Source organism: Pseudoalteromonas sp. 11L1 (assembly GCF_055397545.1).
In genome coordinates this window covers 1,189,067-1,211,277 of record NZ_AP041141.1, presented here as the reverse complement: position 1 = coordinate 1,211,277, position 22,211 = coordinate 1,189,067, and the positions used below count along the sequence as shown (strand labels likewise).

21 protein-coding genes are annotated in these 22,211 nt (G+C 40.8%); 13 read left to right on the top strand and 8 right to left on the bottom strand.

What is annotated here, in order from left to right:
- Position 1: 1 nt before the first annotated feature.
- The 3 genes from secB to ACZ5WS_RS05600 are packed head-to-tail and all read right to left on the bottom strand — an operon-like array spanning position 2 to position 1,250.
- Positions 2-490, bottom strand: a complete 489-nt coding sequence (gene secB / locus ACZ5WS_RS05610; protein WP_010391837.1) for a protein-export chaperone SecB — start codon at positions 488-490, stop codon at positions 2-4.
- A gap of 38 nt (positions 491-528) precedes the next feature.
- Positions 529-786, bottom strand: a complete 258-nt coding sequence (grxC, locus tag ACZ5WS_RS05605) for a glutaredoxin 3 (protein ID WP_010391834.1) — start codon at positions 784-786, stop codon at positions 529-531.
- A 32-nt stretch (positions 787-818) separates the two neighbouring features.
- Positions 819-1,250, bottom strand: coding sequence for a rhodanese-like domain-containing protein (locus ACZ5WS_RS05600; protein WP_464711069.1), 432 nt, complete (start codon positions 1,248-1,250; stop codon positions 819-821).
- A 322-nt stretch (positions 1,251-1,572) separates the two neighbouring features.
- Here ACZ5WS_RS05600 and ACZ5WS_RS05595 point away from each other — a divergent pair, with 322 nt between their 5' ends.
- The 5 genes from ACZ5WS_RS05595 (at position 1,573) to ACZ5WS_RS05575 (ending at position 6,758) form a co-directional block, all read left to right on the top strand.
- Positions 1,573-1,770: a hypothetical protein gene (locus ACZ5WS_RS05595; RefSeq protein ID WP_464711067.1), complete on the top strand. Its 198-nt coding sequence runs from the start codon at positions 1,573-1,575 to the stop codon at positions 1,768-1,770.
- A 188-nt stretch (positions 1,771-1,958) separates the two neighbouring features.
- Entirely contained in the window at positions 1,959-3,503 is a 1,545-nt protein-coding gene (gpmM, locus tag ACZ5WS_RS05590) for a 2,3-bisphosphoglycerate-independent phosphoglycerate mutase (RefSeq protein ID WP_010391829.1), read from the top strand.
- Positions 3,504-3,506: 3 nt separating this feature from the next.
- Positions 3,507-4,649: a murein hydrolase activator EnvC family protein gene (locus tag ACZ5WS_RS05585; RefSeq protein ID WP_075169876.1), complete on the top strand. Its 1,143-nt coding sequence runs from the start codon at positions 3,507-3,509 to the stop codon at positions 4,647-4,649.
- Positions 4,650-4,682: 33 nt separating this feature from the next.
- Complete coding sequence (locus tag ACZ5WS_RS05580) at positions 4,683-5,948, top strand: S41 family peptidase (protein WP_464711065.1); 1,266 nt, start codon at positions 4,683-4,685, stop codon at positions 5,946-5,948.
- Positions 5,949-6,005: 57 nt separating this feature from the next.
- Positions 6,006-6,758 (top strand): divergent polysaccharide deacetylase family protein, encoded by a 753-nt coding sequence (locus ACZ5WS_RS05575; protein WP_054202667.1) that lies wholly within the window; start codon positions 6,006-6,008, stop codon positions 6,756-6,758.
- Positions 6,759-6,816: 58 nt separating this feature from the next.
- Here ACZ5WS_RS05575 and ACZ5WS_RS05570 read toward each other — a convergent pair whose 3' ends face one another.
- The 5 genes from ACZ5WS_RS05570 to ftsY all read right to left on the bottom strand — a co-directional run bounded on the left by ACZ5WS_RS05570 (position 6,817) and on the right by ftsY (position 13,957).
- Positions 6,817-8,688 (bottom strand): methyl-accepting chemotaxis protein, encoded by a 1,872-nt coding sequence (locus tag ACZ5WS_RS05570; protein ID WP_464711064.1) that lies wholly within the window; start codon positions 8,686-8,688, stop codon positions 6,817-6,819.
- 336 nt (positions 8,689-9,024) lie between these two features.
- Entirely contained in the window at positions 9,025-9,888 is an 864-nt protein-coding gene (gene rpoH / locus ACZ5WS_RS05565) for an RNA polymerase sigma factor RpoH (RefSeq protein WP_008114893.1), read from the bottom strand.
- A 241-nt stretch (positions 9,889-10,129) separates the two neighbouring features.
- Positions 10,130-11,116 (bottom strand): permease-like cell division protein FtsX, encoded by a 987-nt coding sequence (gene ftsX, locus ACZ5WS_RS05560; RefSeq protein WP_138571116.1) that lies wholly within the window; start codon positions 11,114-11,116, stop codon positions 10,130-10,132.
- Positions 11,113-11,790, bottom strand: a complete 678-nt coding sequence (gene ftsE, locus ACZ5WS_RS05555) for a cell division ATP-binding protein FtsE (protein WP_138571115.1) — start codon at positions 11,788-11,790, stop codon at positions 11,113-11,115. Before ftsE ends, ftsX begins: the two co-directional genes overlap by 4 nt.
- Before the next feature lie 94 nt (positions 11,791-11,884).
- On the bottom strand, positions 11,885-13,957 hold the full coding sequence (gene ftsY, locus ACZ5WS_RS05550) for a signal recognition particle-docking protein FtsY (protein WP_464711062.1): 2,073 nt from the start codon (positions 13,955-13,957) through the stop codon (positions 11,885-11,887).
- A 205-nt stretch (positions 13,958-14,162) separates the two neighbouring features.
- Between ftsY and rsmD the strand changes: the two genes are divergently transcribed.
- The 8 genes from rsmD to fis all read left to right on the top strand — a co-directional run bounded on the left by rsmD (position 14,163) and on the right by fis (position 21,989).
- Positions 14,163-14,768, top strand: a complete 606-nt coding sequence (gene rsmD, locus ACZ5WS_RS05545; RefSeq protein ID WP_464711061.1) for a 16S rRNA (guanine(966)-N(2))-methyltransferase RsmD — start codon at positions 14,163-14,165, stop codon at positions 14,766-14,768.
- Between the two features lie 145 nt (positions 14,769-14,913).
- Positions 14,914-15,129, top strand: a complete 216-nt coding sequence (gene rpsU / locus ACZ5WS_RS05540) for a 30S ribosomal protein S21 (protein WP_002957797.1) — start codon at positions 14,914-14,916, stop codon at positions 15,127-15,129.
- A 19-nt stretch (positions 15,130-15,148) separates the two neighbouring features.
- On the top strand, positions 15,149-15,595 hold the full coding sequence (locus ACZ5WS_RS05535; RefSeq protein ID WP_008114877.1) for a GatB/YqeY domain-containing protein: 447 nt from the start codon (positions 15,149-15,151) through the stop codon (positions 15,593-15,595).
- Between the two features lie 160 nt (positions 15,596-15,755).
- On the top strand, positions 15,756-17,507 hold the full coding sequence (gene dnaG / locus ACZ5WS_RS05530) for a DNA primase (protein WP_464711058.1): 1,752 nt from the start codon (positions 15,756-15,758) through the stop codon (positions 17,505-17,507).
- A gap of 124 nt (positions 17,508-17,631) precedes the next feature.
- Positions 17,632-19,473, top strand: coding sequence for an RNA polymerase sigma factor RpoD (gene rpoD, locus ACZ5WS_RS05525; protein ID WP_464711056.1), 1,842 nt, complete (start codon positions 17,632-17,634; stop codon positions 19,471-19,473).
- 71 nt (positions 19,474-19,544) lie between these two features.
- Entirely contained in the window at positions 19,545-20,426 is an 882-nt protein-coding gene (prmA, locus tag ACZ5WS_RS05520) for a 50S ribosomal protein L11 methyltransferase (RefSeq protein WP_054202602.1), read from the top strand.
- Positions 20,427-20,707: 281 nt separating this feature from the next.
- Positions 20,708-21,679, top strand: coding sequence for a tRNA dihydrouridine synthase DusB (gene dusB, locus ACZ5WS_RS05515; RefSeq protein ID WP_010391792.1), 972 nt, complete (start codon positions 20,708-20,710; stop codon positions 21,677-21,679).
- A 19-nt stretch (positions 21,680-21,698) separates the two neighbouring features.
- Complete coding sequence (gene fis / locus ACZ5WS_RS05510) at positions 21,699-21,989, top strand: DNA-binding transcriptional regulator Fis (protein WP_002957804.1); 291 nt, start codon at positions 21,699-21,701, stop codon at positions 21,987-21,989.
- Positions 21,990-22,211 lie beyond the last annotated feature (222 nt).

The following is a 22,211-nucleotide window of genomic DNA, read 5'->3' as shown; positions in this document are numbered from 1 at the left end:
ATTATGCGTCTGCTGAAGCCTGCTCAGCTTGCGCTGTGCGTTGCTGCATGTACTGTGCAAATAATGCGTCAAAGTTAACTGGCGCAAGATTAAGTTGTGGAAACGTACCACGATTTACTAAGTTCGATACCGCTTCACGTGCATATGGGAATAACACGTTAGGACAGAATGCACCCAGCATGTGTGCTAATTGCATTTCTTCAACTTCAGCAATAGTAAAAATACCTGCTTGCTGAATTTCACACAAAAACGCAGTTTCTTCACCGATAGATGCCGTCACAGTTAATGCTAAAACAACTTCGTATACACCTTCATCAAGCTTATTAGAGCGTGTATCTAAATCTAATTTTACTTCTGGAGCCCACTCTTTTTGAAAAATAGCTGGTGAATTTGGCGTTTCAAACGACACATCTTTAGTGTAAATACGTTGAATAGTAAACTGTGCGCCTGCATCAGCTTCTGCTGCTGCGTTTTGATTTTGTTCGTTCATTGTTATTCCTAACCTGTTATTTATTATAATTAATTAAATTAAGCACTCAGCTTAGCGTCAAGGTGACCTTGTGCTTCTAGTGCCATCATGTCGTCACAGCCACCGATGTGTTCATCGTTAATAAAAATTTGTGGAACCGTGCTTGCGCCACCGGCTTTGGCGATCATTTCATCGCGAAGCTCTGGCTGAACGCCAATATCAATGTTTGTGTATTCTACACCTTTGCTGTCTAACAGCGCTAATGCGCGATGACAAAAAGGACAATATCCTTTGGTGTATAAAACAACGTTACTCATAATTAATCCTTAATCGGTTTAGCTAAGAGATATTAGCGACCGCTTGTTGTTGGCAGACTTGCTGATTGCCACGCACCCATACCGCCAGATAAAACATAAACCTGTTCATAGCCTGATTTATGCATTGCAATTGCAACACCTGAGGCAGTCATGCCTGCAGCACATACCACTATAATGGGTTTGCTCTTATACTTTTCAAGGGTTGAGAAATCAGATTCTTTAGCTTTTTCTGGGTTTAAGTGCACAGCACCGGCAATATGACCTGTTTTAAACTCTTTTTGCCCGCGCATATCAACAACCTGACCGTCTTCGCGGTTAATAAGTAACGTTAACTGCTGAGGATTGATCTGACGAATTGCTGAAAATTTACTTTTTATTGCGCCACTAACAATAAGAAACGCAATCGCAACCCAAGCTAGGCTTAGAATTGGATGATTTGAGACAAATTCAATATATTGATCCATTCGACTTCCACTATAAAGTTACATGCTAAAACAGGGTGTTTTAGATATTTAATTCATATTTATTGAACTTACACAATGAGCAGTCACTCACCTGTAATTCAATTTAGAGCACTGTTAGGCTACTCTGAATTTTACCTACACATAGGCTTAGCTTACCCCACAAGCCTATTCAATACTTGAATAAAATAGGGATTAGCCGCGCAAGTATACCCAAATCAGCTAAAAATGCGAGTTTAAGCAGGCTTGTAAGCCACAATGTAGTGCTCTTTTAACTGAAAAATAACCTAACCCTTTAAAATATTCAATTGAGAGAGTGAGCTCATTGAAAATTTTTAATATCTTCTTTTCATTGCTGATCCTAGCTATAAAACACGGTATGCTTAAGCTTGGCATGTTGGCATTAATGTTAGCGTGTATTTTAGCAACGCAAGGGTCTGTTGATCTTTCAAGGTTAAATTTGCAGCAGTCTGTTTGGTATTTAGGTAAGGCAGAGCCTATGTGGTGTGGTTATTCCCCATAAATAGGCGATAACGCAGCATCAATGCCAAACAGGTGCTGCCCGAAGGGTTCTGCCTAGGGGCGATTTACTCTTTGTTGCTCGGTTTTTACTTAGCTCACTAGGTTACAAACCTAGCGCCGCGATTAAACCGCCCCTAGTTTGAACAAATTTTAATCCGCAAAGGTCAACAGACCCTAATAGGAGTGACTATGACAGAGCATAAAAAACCACTGGTATTAATGATTTTAGATGGCTGGGGATACAGAGAAGATGAGCAAAGCAATGCCATTTTAGCTGCTAATACCCCTGTATTAGATGAGCTTTGGGCAACTCGCCCTCATACATTAATTTCAGCATCGGGTTTAGATGTGGGTCTTCCTGGTGGTCAAATGGGTAATTCTGAGGTTGGCCACGTTAATTTAGGTGCTGGTCGTATTGTGTATCAAGATTTTACTCGCATCACAAAAGCCATTGATGATGGCGAATTTGATACAACCCCTGCACTGGTTGAAAACATTGATAAAGCTGTTCATGCCAACAAAGCCGTTCATATTATGGGACTGCTAAGCCCTGGTGGCGTTCATAGTCACGAAGATCATATTGTGGCGAGTATACAATTGGCTGCAAAACGCGGCGCTAAAGAGGTGTACTTTCATGCCTTTTTAGATGGCAGAGATACTCCCCCGCGCAGCGCTAAAGCATCAATTGAGCGTATTGAAGCCTTGTTTAGCGAGCTTAAATGTGGCCGTTTAGCCTCATTAATTGGTCGTTACTATGCCATGGACAGAGACAACCGCTGGAACCGTGTTGAAAAAGCGTATAATTTAATCACCCTAGGTGAAAGCGACTTTGATTATGAAGATGGCGTAAACGCACTTAACGCGGCTTATGAGCGCGATGAAAATGACGAATTTGTAGCAGCAAGTACTATTACCCCAAAAGGTAGCGAATCTGTAAAAGTAAATGATGGCGACACCATTATATTTGCCAACTTTAGAGCAGACCGCGCACGCGAAATCACTCGCGCCTTTGTCGAACCTGATTTTGACGGCTTTAATAAGAAAAAATCGCCCGAGCTTAGTGCCTTTGTGATGATGACTGAATACGCTGCTGATATTGATGCGCCAGTGGCTTTTGGCCCAACGCCGCTTAATAACGTACTTGGCGAATGGTTTGAGAAACAAGGTAAAACTCAGCTACGTATATCAGAAACTGAAAAATATGCCCACGTTACCTTTTTCTTTAGTGGCGGACGCGAAAATGAGTTTGACGGCGAAACTCGCGAGCTAATCCCATCTCCTCAAGTAGCAACGTATGATTTACAGCCAGAAATGAACTCACAAATGCTTACCGATAAACTCGTTGCAGCAATAAAAAGTGGAAAGTATGATGCCATTATTTGTAACTACCCTAATGGCGATATGGTCGGCCACTCAGGTGTATTTGAGGCGGCAGTTAAAGCCTGTGAAGCAGTAGATAGCTGTATTGGTCGTGTAGTTGATGCCCTTAAAGAATACGGTGGAGAAGCACTAATAACTGCTGATCATGGTAATGCAGAGCAAATGGCAAACCTTAAAACAGGCCAAGCGCACACAGCACATACTAGCGAGCCAGTACCCTTTATTTATGTAGGTCGTGACGCACAAGCGCATACCGGTAAAGCCTTGAGCGATGTTGCACCTACTATGCTGCATTTAATGGGTTTGGAACAACCTGCAGAAATGACCGGTTCGCCAATTATGGTGTTGAAATAATTTATGAATAAAAGCGCATGCCGCATCATTGCGTGTATATGTGTACTAAACTCATTAGCCACTGGCGTTGCAGTGGCTAATGAAGATCGTACCAAAAAAGACCTATCCCAAGTACAAGTTGCTTTAGAGCAAAGCCAAGCTGAGTTTCAACAACAGCAAAAAGAAATAGCTAAACAGCAGCAAAAACTAAAAACACATGAGCTAGCTATAGCGAAAAACGCTAAAGCACTTAATATGGCTGAGCAATCCGTTAAAAAAACACAACAACAGCAAGCAGAGCAACAACAACGCGCGGCAAAGCTTGAAAAACAACAAGCCCAATTTCAACGTATTTTAGCAGCACAGTTAAAAAGTGCTTATATGGCAGGTAGCGATGACTATTCAAAAATGCTACTTAACCAAGAAGATACCGCCAAATTTGAACGCACACTTAGCTACTATAACTACCTGAATAAAGCTCGTATAAAGCAACTTGATGATCTTAAAGCACTGCAAGTTGAGATTGCAAAAAATCAAGCTGAGCTTGCGAAAACAAAAGAGAGGCTCGTTGCTTTATTTGAAGAACAAAAAAGACGACAAGCAGCACTTCTTGGGGCTAAAAATGAGCGCCAAGCAAGCTTACAAAACCTAAAAAAGCAGTTAAATAAAACCAAAAATTCCATTAGCTATTTAGAAGAAAACGAACAAACTCTGATCGCCACTATCAAAGAACTTGAAGAAGAAGAAAAAGTTACAAAAATTGAACTACTTGGCTTAAATCGTAATAAAGGAAAATTAAACTGGCCGAGCAAAGGAAAATTAGCGCATAGGTTTGGTCAACGTAAGCACGGCGGAATAAACTGGAAAGGTGTATTAATTTCTGCATCTGAAGGGACTTCAGTTAATAGCATTGATAATGGCCAAGTAGTATTTGCCGACTGGTTAAAAGGCTATGGCTGGGTAATCGTACTTGACCATGGTCAAGGTTTTATGAGCTTATACGGACACGCACAAACCTTGCTAAAAGACGTGGGTGATATGGTCAGAAAAGGTGAAAGTGTTGCATTAGTTGGGCAAAGCGGTGGACAAGCCGATTCTGGTCTATACTTTGAAATACGTCATAAAGGACGTGCTGTTAATCCCATAAAATGGTGCAGGCGTATTTAATATCAAAATAGCTGCATCCTGTTAGAGGCAGTTATGATAAACACACACATTTGCCAACAAAAAACCTCTGTGAAAAAGCGTGCACCCTGCTTTTGTTTTATCTTATTTGTTTTATTAGTGTTTTTTGGCTTTATAAATACAGCCTATGCAAGCTCGGTTAAAGACTTAGAAAGCCAAAAAATAAATGAAATACTGTTTAATATTCACACCTACTACGTTGATGATTTAGCACTGCAAAACAGTGAGTATATTGAATACAACTCGTCTCAATTTGAACGCTTATACTCTAAGCTCGACGCCTACTCTAAGTATTTAGATAAAAATGAGCTAAATGCATTATTTAATAACACGAATGGTCGCTATACCGGCCTAGGTATAGAAGTAAAAAGCATCGAGCAACGCACCACGATTGTTAAAGTAATTAATAATTCACCAGCCAAACAAGCAGGACTTCGCTCAGGCGATATAATTACTGCCGTTAATCAGCACTATGTAGAAAATAGTCCGATTGATTTAGTTGCACAATACATCAAAGACAGTGCTAACGGTGAAGTACAGCTAAGTATTACCCGTAATAACACTCAAACACCGCTAATATTTAATCTCAGTAGAAAACAAATTAAGCTAACGAGTGTAACTAAGCAACTACTTGACTCAGGTAGCGGTTATATCGCTATTAATAACTTTTCTAATCACACTTTGCATGAAGTTGCCTTGCAAATAGCCGCCATGCAAAACCATTATGGCCATTCATTAAAAGGCCTAATTATTGATTTACGAGATAACCCGGGAGGCACTTTAAAGAGTGCAGTTGCGGTAGCAGACCTGTTTCTTCAAGATGGCTTAATTGTAACGACCAAAGGGCGCTTTTATGATTCGAATCAATCTTTTTACGCTAAACGCGGCGATATTTTGAAAGGTGCTCCGATTGTTGTCCTGATTAATGAAAATTCAGCCTCAGCAGCAGAAATACTGGCTGCAGCGTTAAAAGAAAATCTACGTGCAAAAATAGTAGGGAGTCAGTCGTTTGGTAAAGGAACAGTACAATCACTTATTCCATTAGGCGACGGCGATACCGCCTTAAAACTAACCACCGCACGTTACTTTACGCCACTGGGAGAGTCTATTGAAGGGATTGGCGTAACTCCAAATGTGGCGATTAATCAAACAACACTTCCACAAACAAATAAAGCCGTTATAATAAAAAATGAACAATCAGAACAAAACACCGTTTTTAACGCTGAAGAATTAGCCGATATCCAGTTAGTAAAAGCAAAACAGCTACTTAGCATGCAATAAAAACGGTAAACTATTTAAAGATAATAAAAATTATAAAACGTGAAAATTATAAATTTAATGGTGTTAGCTGGGCTTTTTTTAATCCTATTTGCTGCACCCTATGGTGTTAAAGCCAAACAAATAGCCATAGTGATCGATGACATAGGTTATCATCAACGTGACCTAGAATTCCTAAGTTTACCTGGGCAATTGTCTTATTCAATTTTGCCTCATACCCCCTATTCTCAAATATTTGCAACCCTTGCTAGTCAGTCAAATAAAGAGCTCCTGTTGCATGTGCCTATGCAAGCTTTAAATGGTAAAAAGCTAGGCCCTGGGGCACTTACTTTAAATATGGATAAAGCACAACTTCAACAAACACTCGGTAATGCACTGGCGAGTTTGCCACAAGTTAAAGGGGTTAATAATCATATGGGTTCTGCACTCACTCAGCAAAGCCAAGCAATGAAGTGGACCATGGAAGTACTTAAAAAGCGTCAGTTGTATTTTCTCGATAGCCGAACAACCGAATTAAGCCAGGCGCAAAATGCAGCTAACTTTTTGGGGGTAGAAAATATTGGTCGGCATGTATTTTTAGATAATATAACTACCCCTGAGCAGCTACAATTTAGGCTAGAAGAGCTAAAGTCAAAAGCAACTAAATATCAGTTTGCCATTGCAATAGCACACCCCTACCCCGAAACTATCGATTTTTTACGCCAAGCTTTGCCGCAATTAATCGAGCAAGGATTTGAACTGGTACCAGTATCACAGCTGGTAGAACGTAAGTATGTACAAATAGCCCAACAACAAGCCATTTCATTAAACTGATGGAGTAAGCGAACGCCTTACCCCAACAGTTAATTTAACTCAATTATAAGTATGGTATTTATAAAACAAATGTCGCTACCTTGGCATTTAGATCTGTAGCTCTGTCTTTTAATACTTCGGCTTGGCTTAAATGCGCGGTAGCTGAGGTAGTTATTTCATCGGTTACATCTTTAATAGCAACCGTATTTCTAGTAATTTCATTGGTCACTTGCGTTTGCTCTTCTGCTGCAACCGCTATTTGACCCGCCATATCAGAAATCTCATTTACCGCCAAAGTAATTTCTTCTAGTGCGTGTGCGGCAGCATTTACATCATCCACACTATTGTTGGCATAGCCCTTACTGCTGTCCATCAAGCTCACTGCTTTTTTAGTGGTGTTTTGTAAGGTTTCTATAGTGGTATAAATTTCGGCTGTAGAGTTTTGTGTTCTTCTTGATAACACGCGCACTTCATCGGCAACCACTGCAAAACCACGCCCCTGCTCTCCCGCACGGGCGGCCTCTATTGCAGCATTAAGCGCTAAGAGATTTGTTTGCTCAGCAATTTCTTGAATGGTAGTTAAAATGCTCGATATAGCCTGAGCATGCAAACTTAATTCACCAATAACTGTGGTAGTTTGGTCTATTTCGCCCGCGAGTGAATTAATCGTGTTTCTGGTTTTATCAACTAACAACTTACCTTCACGGCTACTTTGTGCCGATTGTTGCGATGCGGTTGCAGTGTTTTCTGCATTAGCGGCAATTTCATGGGTTGCACTCGCCATTTCTGTGACCGCGGTAGCAACCATAGCCACTTCTTGTTGCTGACGCTGCAACTCACTGACACTGCTTTGGTTGGTGATTAAGCTTTTCTCTGCATCAAAGTCTAAGTCAGTAGCTAATTGACGAATATGACTGATCAGTTCATGTTGGCTGCTAACAAAACGATTAAAACTATCAGCCAGAACCCCAACTTCATCTTGCGTATCAACAGTTATACGCTGGGTTAAATCACCGTTACCATCTGCAATTGTTGATAAAGCTTGCGACACTCGGCTCAAAGGGGCGAGCAATACACCCAATAACCATGAAATAGCCAACACACTCAGTAAAAGTGCTACTGCAACCAGTACTAATTGGGTCAACAATAAACTAATAAGCGGAGCCTCTAAAGTTTGTTTATCCAATACAAACAACAACTGCCAATCTGTATTGTTAATGTTTTCACCCCAAACTAGCTTATCTCGGCCTTCACTCTCAAAGTAAACAGGAGTAAATTCACCGTTTTGACTGTTAGATAAAATTAATTGATGATTTATTTTCGAGTCAATACGCGTAATATCTGCCATTACTTTTCTAGCGTCTTTGTAGGCAATCACAGTGCCATCTTTATGCATCATAATGGCGTACCCATCCGCAGGCAAAGACATTGTATTGACGCTATCAACCAAGGCCTCAATCGATAAATCCCCCGCAACCACTCCGCTTTGCGTGGTTTTAGCAATAGAAACAACCAACAGATTATACGCGGTATCTAAATAAGGTTTGGTAATTACGGTGCTACTTTGAAGCAGTGCTTGTTTATACCATGGACGAGTGCGCGGATCGTAGCCGGTGCGATCAATACTGGGATCAGAGTCAGTCATTTTTCCGCTGCTATCTCCAAAGTAAGTTAACTGAAAGCCACCTGAAAATGCTGCTTGCTGAAGTGCGCTGAGCGTGTTGCCCTCAACCTTATTCGCAACCGATTTAATTATCTGCTGGCGACTAGCTAGCCAATCTTCAATACTCGTAGCCTGTTGCTTACCAGATTGGCTTACGTTATCAATACTGCTTTTTAGCAGTAACGCTTTTTGAGAGGTATAGCTATTCCACGACAGCAATATAATAATAACGGCTAGGGCAAGAACGACCGATAGCAAGATTTTTTTCTTTAGTGAATATGAGTTCATATTGAGTGTAAATACTCGCGTTAAATGAAATTGAAAGGCAATAAACCAGCAATTAAATGACTTAATTTAGGCTACGATTTGAGCGATAAGTCGCTCTGGTGCGCGAATATTTTCATATACCCAAATTAAAAACAAACTAAAATCATGTATTTAAATTAAAACCAAACTTATTCATTAATTTTAAAGAGCGTATATTTAATTAAAAGATACATAGATGTGACTAGAGGTAAGCAGAACAAGAAAAACGATACTTTCTATTAACCTTTTTAGTTAGCTTTTTTAGTTAAAAAAAAGCCCCGCATTTTCATGCAGGGCTTAATCAGTTTTTTAGTGCGATTAACTCATCGCGCTTTGTAATTTTTTCATTGCTGTTTTTTCCAGCTGGCGAACACGCTCTGCTGATACGCTGTATTTTTCAGCCAGCTCTTGCAGTGTTGCTTTATCGTCTGACAACCAACGAGCACTAACAATATCTTGAGAACGCTCATCGAGAGTTTTCAAAGCGCTAAATAAACGCGTATGTGACTGTTCTTGCCATTGTTGCTGTTCAATGTCGTCAGCTAAATCAGCAGAACCATCGGTTAAGTACTGTACCGGTGAGTAAGTACTAGTTGGCGCGTCATCATTATCGTCGCCAGTTAAATCAAAGCCCATGTCTTGGCCGCTCATACGCGATTCCATTTCACGTACTTCTTTTTCACTCACACCTAGCTCGCTAGCTACTGTGCTCACTTCAGCTTGGTTAAACCAACCTAAACGCTTTTTATTTTTACGTAAGTTAAAAAACAATTTACGTTGTGCTTTGGTCGTCGCTACTTTAACGATACGCCAGTTTTTAAGCACAAACTCATGAATTTCGGCTTTAATCCAATGAACGGCAAATGAAACCAAACGTACACCCACTGATGGGTCAAAACGTTTTACTGCTTTCATCAGTCCGATGTTACCTTCTTGAATTAAATCAGCTTGAGGTAACCCGTAACCCGAGTAGCTTTTAGCTATGTGCGCTACAAAGCGCAAATGCGACATAATGAGTTGCTTTGCAGCACTAAGATCGCCTTCTTCCTGAAGTCTTTTTGCAAGTTCCTGCTCTTGCTCAACTTTAAGCATAGGAATAGTACTAACAGCTTGAAGGTAGCCGTCCATACTTGCGCTTTGTTGCCCAACTGTAAGTGCCATTGCGTATAAATCTTTACTCATTTTTCACCTCGGTGATAAACATTTGAAACCATCTTAGCACTCTTTTAGTAAGAGTGCTAACTTGAATTTAAAACTTTTTTGAATCATAAATCAAGTGGTTTTTTTAGTGTTAAGTCAGTCTACGCTAGGCGACTGAATAACCTATGAATTGATTTAGCCAAAACAAAAATAACCTTTTTGCTTTGGCTTTTTTATTATTTTAAACTTAAAACATGACAGTTTTAAGAATTATAATAGAGCCCTAAACCTTATCAGGTTCTATTTCTGAGATGTAACGATTAACCGATAAGTAAGAACCAATAAAACCCAAACTAGTAGCAAGTAATACCAACGCGCCAAACTCATTAAGACTAAGCCCTATTAGCGTAAAACTGGTTTGATACACCCCTGCAACACTGCTTACTGCAGCAGATAGCCACCACATCATTAATGCTACGCATATAAAAGCAAACAATCCGCCAATCACACCATACCAAATGCCAGTCCATAAAAAGGGAGCGTGTATAAAGGTATTAGTTGCCCCAACTAGCTTCATCACCTGTATTTCTTCTTTTTTATCCATAATAGATAAACGAATTGTATTGCCTATAATTAGCGTCACTGAGGTAAGTAATAGTAGCGCAATCGTGATTACACTCTCTTTTAACAAACTTAGTAATGCATTTAGGCGCTCAAGCCAAGCGATATCAAGCTTGCCAAAGTCAACTTCGCGTTCGGCTTCAAGTTTTTTAAGCAATTGCTTAGCTGCATTAGGTTGGCTATGTCGTTGTGTTGGTGTGACTAAAACTACATTCGGTAACGGGTTGGTATCTAAATACTCTAAAGCCTGACCAAAGCCAGACATTTCTTTGAACTCATCCAAAGCCTCAGTGCGAGAAATAAAAGTCACAGTTTGTATTTCGGGATATAGCGCTAAGCGTTTAACTAAGGTTTGCGTTTCTTTCTCGCTCATATTTTCTTTTACAAACAAGGATATTTCGCTGGCTTGCTCAAAACCACTACTCACTTGCTGCACATTTTTTACCACTAAATATAGTGTAGCGGGCAAGGTTAAACTCAAACCGAGTACTGCAATGGTCATCATTGAAGCCAATGGCGTGCGCCACATTTCTCCTAGGCTGTACACACCTTGGCGAAAAATATTAATAATAAAAAAGTAACCGCCAGAGAATACTGACTTTTTTTGTTTATCATTACTATTTTGACGGCTTTTGAACAGTAAACTCATAATCCCCCCTCAGCCAGTGGATCTTGGCTCATTCGTCCATCATGAAGCGTTAAACTGCGGTACTTCATCCGTGACACTAAGCCCAAATCATGAGTGGCAATTAAAACCGTGGTGCCATGTTTATTAAAGTCTTCAAACAGGCGTAATATTTCCATTGATAATTCAGGGTCTAAGTTACCGGTAGGTTCATCGGCTAGCAATATAGGTGGCGAATTGACGATGGCTCGTGCAATCCCGACTCGTTGTTGTTCACCACCAGAAAGTGTAGAAGGGTGACAGCGCACTTTATCTAACAAGCCCACTTTATCAAGCGCTCCATGCACACGTTTGGCAATTTGCTTGTGGTGAGTCCCTTCAATAATTAAGGGCAAAGCAACGTTATCAAATACCGTATATCGCTCTAATAATCGATGATTTTGAAAAATAATACCAATGTCGCGACGTGCATACGGAATTTGACGGGAATTTAATTTATTTAAATCCACGCCATTAATAAACACGTTTCCTGCAGAAGGACGTTCCATTAAGCTAATAAGCTTTAATAGTGTACTTTTACCAGCCCCACTGTGGCCAGTTAGAAAGGCCAATTCGCCAGGCTTTATATGAAAGTTCACTTTTTCAAGCGCACGGTGTCCACCGGCATAGGTTTTACTTACTTGCTGAAAATTTATCATTTTTTATTATTGCCAATTTATTGTTAGCCTTAGGCTCTAAAATAAAATGGTATTCCTCGCAATTAAAAAAGGGAGCAGGCTCCCTTTTGGTAAATTAAGCGTCGTCCTCATCTTGACTAAATAGCGCGTCAATAAAGTCATCGCTCTTGAAGGTACGTAAATCATCAATACTTTCACCTACGCCAATGTAACGAATAGGAATATTAAACTTATCGGCAACGGCAAAAATAACCCCACCTTTAGCAGTACCATCAAGCTTTGATAATGTGATACCTGTTAAACCTACACATTGATTAAATAAGTTTACTTGGCTAATTGCATTTTGGCCTGTACCAGCATCAATAGTCAGCATCACTTCATGAGGTGCATCAGGGTCTACTTTTTTCATTACACGGGCTATTTTTTCAAGCTCTTGCATTAAGTTATCTTTATTTTGCAAGCGCCCTGCTGTATCAGCAATTAACACATCGACATTACGTGCTTTTGCAGCTTGAAAAGCATCAAATACTACCGATGCACTATCAGCACCTGTATGTTGAGCTATTACCGGAATGCTGTTGCGTTCACCCCATACTTGAAGCTGCTCTACCGCTGCAGCTCTAAAAGTATCACCGGCAGCAAGCATGACCGACTTACCTTGATTTTGGAATTGCTTGGCCATTTTACCAATGGTGGTGGTTTTACCTACGCCGTTTACCCCTACCATTAAAATAACAAAAGGTTTTTTATCTGCTGGTATTTCTAAAGGCTGCTCTGCTGTTTTTAGCATAGTTGCCATTTCTTGCTTCATAAGCTCATAAAGCGCATCACCATCTTTAAGTTGCTTGCGATCGGCTGCATCAGTTAAATTATCAATGAGCTTCATGGTGGTATCAACACCGAGATCAGCAGTAAGTAACTGAGTCTCTAGCTCTTCAAATAACTCGTCGTCAATTTTTTTACCGCTAAAAATTGACGAGAAACCAGAGCCAATATTAACTCGAGTTTTAAGTAAGCCTTTTTTAAGACGAGAGAAAAAGCCTTCTTTTTTAGGTTTTTCCGCTTTTTTTGCCTCTTCCTCTGCAAGCTCTGCGGTCAGTCGCTGCTGCTCTAGACGCTCAGCCTCTTCTTCAGCTGCAATACGCTGTTGCTCTAAACGTTCGTTCTCTGCTTGCTCTGCTGCAATGCGCTGTTGCTCTAAACGCTCATTCTCAGCTTGCTCTGCGGCAATACGCTGTTGCTCTAAACGCTCATTTTCAGCTTGCTCTGCTGCAATACGCTGTTGCTCTAAACGCTCATGCTCAGCTTGCTCTGCTGCAATACGCTGTTGTTCTAAACGCTCATTTTCAGCTTGACCTGCTGCAATACGCTGTTGTTCTAAACGCTCATTTTCAGCTTGCTCTGCTGCAATACGCTGTTGTTCTAAACGCTCATGCTCAGCTTGCTCTGCTGCAATACGCTGTTGTTCTAAACGCTCATGCTCAGCTTGCTCTGCTGCAATACACTGTTGTTCTAAGCGCTCATTCTCAGCTTGCTCTGCTGCAATACGCTGTTGTTCTAAGCGCTCATTTTCAGCTTGCTCTGCTGCAATACGCTGTTGTTCTAAACGTTCATTTTCAGCTTGCTCTGCTGCAATGCGCTGTTGCTCTAAACGCTCATTCTCAGCTTGTTCAGCCGCAATGCGTTGTTGTTCTAGGCGATCATTCTCAGCTTTTTCAGCTGCTATACGCTCTTGCTCTAACAACATTTGCGCTTCTTGTTCTGCTAAACGTTGAGCTTGCTCTTGTCTTTGCTGCTCGGCATCTGCCTGTTGTTTAGCCAATAGCTCAGCGTTAGCTTGTTCAATCGCTTGTTTTTCTGCTGCCGCAGCGCGTTGTGCTTGCGCCTGTTTTTCTTGCTCTAAACGCTCTGTCTCTGCTTTTTCGGCAGCTATTTGTTGTTCGGCTTTTTCAGCTTGCTCTTGCGCTAAACGTTCTGCTTCAGCTTGTTCAGCTGCAATTCGGGCTTGTTCTAAACGTTCGGCTTCAGCTTGCAAACGCTCTGCCTCGGCCTTCTCTGCTGCTAAGCGCTCCTGTTCGGCTTTTTCTGCCTGCTCGTTTGCTAATGCTTGTTGTTTATCAGCTTCTGCTTGTTTTTTATCTGACTTGCCAAAACCGAGCCACGACATGAATTTACTTTTTTTTGCCATACTTGCTAATAACCACTTATAAAAATCTGATAAACTAACGATAATGATAGCGTGCTTTTAAGCCTAAATAATTGCTTTTTAGCAACACGTTATCCTCGAGGGTGCATAATAGTAACACTTTTAGCGCAGTTGAAAAATGACACGCCGTGATATGATTGCAATATTATCTGAGCTAGATCATAGATACCAATTTTTAGTGAGTTAAATGAGAAAAAAAATCACACCAAATAACACCATCCATAAATCAGTCGATGGCGTTATTAGAATCATTAGCGGCCAATTTCGCGGTCGAAAACTGCCAGTAAAAGACGTTCAAGGCTTGCGCCCTACAACCGACAGAATAAAAGAAACAGTATTTAATTGGTTAATGCACGATACCCGCGATGCGCGCACTCTCGATTGCTTTGCCGGTTCCGGAGGTTTAGGGTTCGAAGCGCTATCTCGCTTTGCTAAAAACACCACATTTTTAGAGCTTGATCCGTTAGCAGCAAAACAGCTAACGCAAAATGTTGCCACCCTTAATGCGCAAAATGCACAGGTACTCAATACTAATACCCTGACCTTTCTTGAAAGCAAAAACACCAATGACACATTTAATTTAGTTTTTATTGACCCGCCATTTCGCAAAAATTTAGCCCAATCATGCTGTGATTTATTAGAAAATAATCAATGGCTCGACCCTGACGCACTGATATATGTTGAAGTAGAAACCGAGTTAACTTCGTTTAAAGCACCTAGTAACTGGTTGTTAATAAAAGAGAAAAAAGCTGGGCAAGTTTTTTGCAGGCTATACCAACGGCATATAAATTAACACTGTTTTAGCGGTCGGGTTTCTGTTAATATTATCCTTTACATGTGGTGTTGCTTCGGATTACAATACCGCACCATTTTTGAACCACTTGATCAATGTTTGATCAACTTGAGCAACGCTCATAATTTAGGTAGGTGAATTTTTAATGCCAGTAATTAAAGTAAGAGAGAACGAACCGTTTGACGTAGCACTTCGTCGCTTCAAGCGTTCATGTGAAAAAGCAGGTATCCTTTCAGAAGTTCGTCGTCGCGAGCACTATGAAAAACCAACAGCTGAGCGCAAGCGTAAAAAAGCAGCTGCTGTTAAACGTCACATGAAAAAACTTTCTCGTGATAACGCTCGTCGCGTTAAATTATACTAATATATTAGGTCTTGTATAAATGAGCCTTTTAATAACGCTAAAAGATGCGCAAAAAGATGCGATGAGAGCTAAAGACAAACAACGTCTTAATCCTATTCGCATGGTACTTGCTGCAATCAAGCAACGTGAAATTGACGAGCAAATAACACTAGACGACGCAGGTATTACCTCCGTTATAGTGAAGCTTGTTAAACAACGTCGCGACTCTTACACTCAGTACAAAGATGCTGGGCGTGATGATTTAGCTGAAATTGAAGCCAATGAGATTACAGCACTTGAAGCTTTTTTACCTCAACAATTGAGTGAAGAAGAAATCATTGCTCTCATTGACGCGGCTATTGCTGATACTAACGCAGCAGGTATGCAAGACATGGGTAAAGTAATGGGTATAATCAAAAGCAAAGCCGAAGGTCGTGCCGATATGGGCAAAATCTCAGGTTTAATTAAGCAACGATTAACTGCCTAATACTCCCACATACATTAAGTATGATTGAAGTAAACCGAGCCTTGAGCTCGGTTTCTTCGTTTAGAGCACTTCAAAAAAATATGCATTTGTGTTCCAATCTCTGCGTATTATAATTCGCTTTTAACACTTTTATATTTACCTTAGGGCTGTACTTTAAACAATGGCTGGAAAGATCCCACGCAACTTTATCGATGATTTATTGGCACGAACCGATATTGTCGACCTGATTGACTCAAAGGTAGGGTTGAAAAAAGCGGGCAAAGACTATCAAGCTTGCTGTCCTTTTCACAATGAAAAATCGCCTTCGTTTACTGTATCGCAAGATAAACAGTTTTATCATTGCTTTGGCTGTGGCGCTAACGGCAATGCTATTTCTTTTGTTATGGAATATGACAAACTTGAGTTTGTTGATGCAATTGAAGAGCTAGCCAGTTTACTTAACCTAGATGTTCCTCGCGAACAAGGAAGTAGTAATGGCCCAGAACGCACCGCAGCACAAAAACGTTCAGACTACGATTTAATGCTCCATGCAGCGCGTTTTTATCAACACCAGTTAAAACATCATAGTAATTCTGAAACAGTAATAGACTATGTAAAAGGTCGCGGCTTAAGCGGCGCAACAGTTAAAAAGTTTATGATGGGCTATGCGCCCAGCGAATGGGAAGGCCTCTGCCAACAGCTTGGACGTAATCAAGAACAAAAAGAGCAATTAGTTGAGCTGAAGCTCGCATCTGAAAAAACGCCAGGTAAGCAATTCGATTTTTTCCGTGATCGTTTAATGTTTCCTATTCGTGATAAACGCGGTCGCGTCATTGCTTTTGGTGGCCGTGTAATGCAAGCAGATCAGGGGCCAAAATATTTAAACTCTCCTGAAACACGAATATTCCACAAAGGCTTTGAACTTTATGGCCTTTATGAAGCAAAACAAGCACATAAAAAACTCGATCATATACTTATAGTCGAAGGTTATATGGACGTCGTTGCGCTGGCTGAACAAGGAATAGAATACGCAGTTGCCGCACTCGGCACAGCGACAACCAGCGAGCATATGCACACCTTATTTAGAACCACTGACAAAGTTATTTGTTGCTACGACGGTGACCGTGCAGGTAAAGATGCCGCGTGGCGTGCACTGGAAAATGCACTTCCTTACTTAAACGATGGCAAAGCACTGCATTTTGTATTTTTACCCGATGGTGAAGACCCTGATTCACTCGTTCAACAAGAAGGTAAAGAGGCTTTTGAGCAACGCCTTGAAAACGCCGATGACTTCACTAAAGTGCTGTTTAATAAACTAAGTAAAGAGATTGATTTAACGCTTGATTCCGGTAAAGCTAAGCTACTTAGTGCAGCATTGCCATTAATTGAAAAAATCCCAAGTGAGTTCTATCAAGAAAATATCTTGGAGCAACTTGGCAGATTAATTGGTCGCACCCGTGAGCAACTTAATAATCATTTAAAAACACCAAAACAGCAGCAAGCAATTGAACGTAAATTTAAAATTACACCGATGCGCCAAGCGATAGGCATCTTAGTTCAGCACCCTAATTTGGCAAAAAGCGTGCCCTACTTGCCTGATTTAGCACAAATGAATATTGCAGGAATCGGCTTGTTATTACGCCTACAACATCAAGCGTTACAAAAAGATGGTATTACCACTGCACAAATTCTCGAATCATTTAGAGACACTGATGACTATGAGCCATTAACTAAGTTGGCGACATGGCAACATCAAATAAATGAAGAGCGTTTAGAGACTGTTTTTCAAAATACTTTTAAATTTATTGAAGATCAGTGTTTAAATTATCGACTAGAGACCCTATTAATAAAAGACAAGACACAGGGCTTAAATAGCGATGAACGACTAGAATGTCATTTGCTAATGACAGCGTTAAAAACGACTAACGGCTAGTCAGATTTGATTTAGGCTGTTATACTGTGCTATTCACTGCGTCACATTATTCTGGTTAGCCTTTGAGCAAACTCCATGATGGCGCCTGTTGTATCAACTTATCAGAGTGGAAGAAACAATCTCTATGGATCCAACTCCTCAGTCACAATTAAAACTTCTGATTCAAAAAGGTAAAGAGCAAGGTTACTTAACTTTTGCAGAAGTTAATGATCACCTTCCACAAGATATTATCGACTCAGATCAAGTAGAAGATATCATTAGCATGATTAATGACATGGGTATCAAGGTTAGCGAAAACGCGCCTGATGCTGATGAATTAATGATGCAAGAAACCACGACAGACGAAGACGCAGCGGAAGCTGCCGCTGCAGCCCTTGCTACTGTAGAAAAAGAAATCGGCCGTACAACAGATCCTGTTCGCATGTACATGCGTGAAATGGGTACTGTTGAACTTCTTACCCGTGAAGGCGAAATTGTTATCGCTAAACGTATTGAAGAAGGCATTAACCAAGTACAGATTTCGGTTGCTGAATACCCAGAAGCGATCACTTACCTACTTGAACAGTGGGATAAGTTTGAAGCAGAAGAGATGCGCCTTAGCGACATTATCTCTGGCTTTTTCGATCCTGATGCAGACGAAGCACCACCAATTGCTGCCACTAACATTGGCTCTGAATTAAGCGAAAAACAGCTTGATGACAGCGACGATGATGATGACAGCGATGATGAAGACGAAGAAGAAGTAGATACAGGTCCAGATCCTGAAGAAGCTCGCATCCATTTCGAAAACTTACGTGATTTATACACTAAAGCACGTGAAACATTCGATAAAAAAGGTCGCTCTCATCCAGAATCTCAAGCCGCTATTTTAGAAATTGGTGAGTTGTTCAGAACCTTTAAACTTGTGCCTAAACAATTTGACCGCATGGTTAATAACATGCGTGAAATGATGGACCGAGTTCGCGTTCAAGAACGTCTTATCATGAAGCATGCAGTACAAGTTTCAAAGCTTCCAAAGAAAACTTTTGTTAAGCATTTTGCAAACAACGAAACTGACACAGCATGGCTTGATATTGAAATTGCAGCCAACGAAAAGTATTCCACTAAACTTGAAGAAGTGAAGCCTGAAATACTTCGTTGTATTAGCAAACTTTCTTCAATGGAAGAAAGCACTGGCTTAAGCATTGAACGTATTAAAGATATAAACCGTCGCATGAGTATTGGTGAAGCGAAAGCGCGCCGTGCTAAAAAAGAGATGGTAGAAGCGAACTTACGTCTGGTAATTTCAATCGCTAAAAAATACACCAACCGTGGCTTACAGTTCTTGGATTTAATTCAAGAAGGTAATATAGGTTTGATGAAAGCGGTTGATAAATTTGAATACCGTCGTGGTTATAAGTTCTCTACTTATGCTACGTGGTGGATTCGCCAAGCAATTACTCGCTCTATTGCTGACCAAGCAAGAACGATCCGTATTCCAGTACATATGATTGAAACGATCAATAAATTGAACCGTATTTCACGTCAAATGTTACAAGAAATGGGTCGTGAGCCAAATCCAGAAGAATTAGCTGAACGCATGATGATGCCTGAGGATAAAATCCGTAAGGTACTTAAGATTGCAAAAGAGCCAATTTCAATGGAAACACCGATTGGTGATGATGAAGATTCGCACTTAGGCGACTTCATTGAAGATACGACTATTGATTCGCCTATCGATTCGGCAACAATGGAGTCTCTTCGTGGCGCAACTAACGATGTGCTCGCTGGCTTAACTGCCCGTGAAGCGAAAGTACTGCGTATGCGTTTTGGTATTGATATGAATACCGACCACACGTTGGAAGAAGTAGGTAAGCAGTTTGATGTAACACGTGAGCGTATTCGTCAAATTGAAGCGAAGGCACTACGTAAATTACGTCACCCTTCTCGCTCTGATTTACTGAAAAGCTTTTTAGACGCTAAATAATCTAGCGTTACATTATGAGTTAACTCAAAAGGCCGCTGTAGCGGCCTTTTTTCTATTTCAAGGAAATAAACATGGCTTGGATCCAAATCCGTATCAATGCCAATGCTGCAACCGCAGATGCAGTTAGTGACTTATTAATGGAAGCTGGTAGTGCTTCTGTTACTTTTATTGATGCTAAAGACACCCCTATTTACGAACCCAAAATTGGCACAGTCGTTTTTTGGGCTGATACCACAGTAATTGGTCTGTTCGAAGCTAATCACGATATGAACGCCGTGGTTGCGTTATTAAAGCGCCATGATGAGCTCAAAGACAATTTAGTTTACAAAATCGAGCAACTCGAAGACAAAGATTGGGAACGTGAGTGGATGGATAACTTCCACCCTATTCAATTTGGCGAAAAACTATGGATTTGCCCTAGCTGGCGCGATATTCCAGATCCAGACGCAGTCAATGTGCTACTTGATCCAGGCCTTGCATTTGGTACTGGCACGCACGCCACCACCGCGCTGTGTTTAAAGTGGCTTGAAAGCCAAGACTTAAGCGGCAAAACGGTAGTCGATTTTGGTTGTGGTTCAGGCATATTAGGCATTGCAGCAATTAAACTAGGTGCAGAGCGCATGATAGGGATAGACATTGACCCGCAAGCGCTAGAAGCAAGCTTAGATAACGCTAACCGTAATGGCGTTGCTGACAAGCTTGAAGTTTATCTACCAGAAAACCAACCTGAATTTACAGCCGATATTGTTGTGGCAAATATTTTAGCGCAACCTCTGCGTGAGCTTCATAGTGTGATTTTAGGCTTATTAAAACCAGGCGGTAAAATTGCCATGTCGGGCATTTTAGAAGAGCAAGCAAAATCGGTTGCCGATATATATGCGCCCTTTATTGAACTTGATGAGATTGCCATTGAAGGCGACTGGACCCGAGTCAGTGGCATTAAAAAAGCATAATAGTGCGTTTTTAAAAGTTTAGAGTATTAACTCAAAAGTCGTTTCTAGAGCCTGTATTTAACAGGCTTTACTATTTTTTTACATAATAAAAAATAAAGATTTTTTATTATAAAAACAACGACCGTTCAAAATTCACACAAATAAACCGCTTCGTCATACGGTTATCAAATGTCAATACGAAAAGAGCAAAAAAAAGTCACTTTTGTTCAATTTATAGCCTTTGATTTTTGCGCAAAAAGCCGTAAACTTAGCGCCCCTTGAAAAGAGGCCTATTGAATATCGTGCGTATCGGTTCATACCAACTTGAGAATAATGTCATTGTCGCGCCTATGGCGGGCATAACAGACAGACCATTTAGACAGCTATGTCGTCGTTTAGGCGCTGGCCTTGCTGTGTCTGAAATGCTGTCGTCTAATCCGAAGGTTTGGAAAACCGAAAAGTCGATGAACCGAATGGATCATTCTGGTGAGTCGGGTATACGTGCGGTGCAAATTGCAGGAGCAGACCCTGAGCTTATGGCACAGGCCGCACAATTCAATGTTGCAAACGGTGCACAGATCATAGATATCAATATGGGGTGCCCAGCAAAAAAAGTGAACAAGAAACTTGCAGGCTCAGCCTTATTACAGTTTCCAGAACTCGTGGAAGAGATTATTGATGCCGTCGTTAATGCGGTTGATATACCTGTAACACTTAAAATCCGTACTGGATGGGATCAGGACAACCGTAATGGTGTAGAGATTGCAAGAATAGCTGAACGTTATGGCATTGCATCACTGGCTGTACATGGGCGCACGCGCGCATGTATGTACAAAGGTGATGCTGAGTACGCCACAATTAGGGATATAAAACGTTCAGTGTCGATACCTGTGGTTGCTAATGGTGATATTACATCACCTGAAAAAGCAAAGCAGGTTTTGGACTATACGGGTGCAGATGCCATCATGATTGGTCGAGCCGCCCAAGGTCGCCCTTGGATATTTAGGGAGATAGACCACTATTTGCGAACTGGTGAACATATGCAGCCACCTGCTATTGCAGAGGTGCGCAGTATTTTAATGGAGCATTTAACCAACCTCCATATGTTTTACGGTGAGCCAATGGGAGCACGAATCGCTCGCAAACATGTATCTTGGTATTTGCAAACCCATGACAGTGACGGTCAGTTTAGGCGAGTATTTAATGCGCTCGACAATTCCGAGGAACAGGTCGTCGCATTAGAGCAATACTTTAAAACACTAGCAGCTAACTAAGAAAGAAAGAGACTTTATAATGTTCGAACAAAACGTGACTTCTCCATTTATCACAAACCCTCATGTTCAGTCACACGAGAAACCGCAGCCATTGCGTGATGCAGTAAAAAAAGCTGTTCACCACTACTTAAAACAGCTTAACGGTCAAGATGTGCAAGACGTTTACGACCTTGTTCTTTCTGAGCTAGAAGCGCCATTGCTTGAAGAAGTAATGACTTACACACGTGGTAACCAGACTCGTGCGGCAATTTTACTAGGTATCAACCGTGGTACTTTACGTAAAAAGCTAAAAAAATACGGTATGAACTAATACCTAAGGTATTGATGCCGTAATTGCTTTACCGCGCTTACTGATTCAATACACTGAGTGTTTTATAAAACACTCTTAAAAAAGCACCTTAGGGTGCTTTTTTTATCTGTAAAATTTATTAACGAAATTGCAAAATGCTCACGCTTTATGGGTCGTTATAAGTCGTTTTTTGAGTCGTAATCAGTTAAAATACGCGCTTCTAAGCTAGCTCATTAACTGAGG